A 1098-nucleotide genomic window follows, 5' to 3' on the forward strand; every position below is an offset into this window, starting at 1 on the left:
GGCTTGCTCGCGAAGGCGTCAGGTCAGTCAACATAATCGTTGAATGACACACCGCTTTCGCGAGCAAGCCCGCTCCCACAGGGGTTATGCGGTGGCTTGAGTTTTGCGGATGCCCAACCGGCTGATCCACACCGCCGCCAGAATCACACTCCCGCCCAGCAACAACCGTCCCAGTTCCTCATGCTGATTCCAGATCAGCAGGTTCAGCAGCAAGCCCACCGGCACATGCAGGTTGTTCATCACCGCCAGCGTGCCGCCGTTAACCATGCACGCGCCCTTGTTCCACCAGTACATCCCCAGCGCCGTCGAGACCAGACCGAGGAACAGCAACACGCCCCATTGCAACGGCGCTTCGGGCAGGAAGTTGGACTTGCCGAACAGCAGAAACGCCGGCAACACCACCGCCAACGCGCCGAGATAGAAGAAGCCGAAACGTCGGTAGTGCGGCAGATCACTCGGGTGTTTTGCCACCAGATGCTTGTACAGCACCTGCCCTGCGGCGTAGGTGAAGTTGGCCAGTTGCAGCAGCAAAAAGCCCATGAAGAAATCCGGGTTGATCCGGTCAAAACGAATCACCGCCGCACCGCCCACCGCTACCAACGCGGCCACCAGCGCCCACGGATTGAAGCGGCGGTTCAGCGCATCTTCGATCAGCGTCACGTGCAGCGGCGTGAGGATCGTGAACAGCAACACCTCCGGCACCGTCAGCACACGGAAGCTCAGGTACAGGCAAACGTAGGTGATGCCGAACTGCAACGCGCCGATCAGCAGCATGCCGCGCATGAACGAAGGCTCCACCGAGCGCCAGCGGGTCAACGGAATGAACACCAGCCCGGCCAGCACCACGCGCACCAGCACTGCAAAGTAGCTGTCGACATGCCCGGCGAGGTATTCGCCGATCAGACTGAAGGAAAACGCCTGGATCAGCGTGACAAAAAGTAGATAGCCCATGGTCGCCTCTGTTTCGAATGGCGGCGACGATAGCGGTTTTTGCGCCAGACCGCGAACCTCAGGCAACACTGAACCCTGTGGGAGCGAGCTTGCTCGCGAAGGCATCGTGTCAGTCGACGAATAGTTGACTGACACACCGCCTTCGCG

Annotated in this window: 1 protein-coding gene; it reads right to left on the minus strand. The window is 60.2% G+C overall.

The window, feature by feature from the left end; all coding sequences use genetic code 11:
• Positions 1-84: 84 nt before the first annotated feature.
• The gene (locus tag QMX91_RS31210; protein ID WP_098967727.1) at positions 85-951 is read right to left on the minus strand and encodes a carboxylate/amino acid/amine transporter; all 867 of its coding nucleotides are present in this window, start codon (positions 949-951) and stop codon (positions 85-87) included.
• Positions 952-1098: the final 147 nt, after the last annotated feature.

Origin of the sequence: Pseudomonas sp. PS01299 (assembly GCF_029960145.1) — a bacterium.
In the GTDB taxonomy this organism is placed as follows: domain Bacteria; phylum Pseudomonadota; class Gammaproteobacteria; order Pseudomonadales; family Pseudomonadaceae; genus Aquipseudomonas; species Aquipseudomonas putida_A.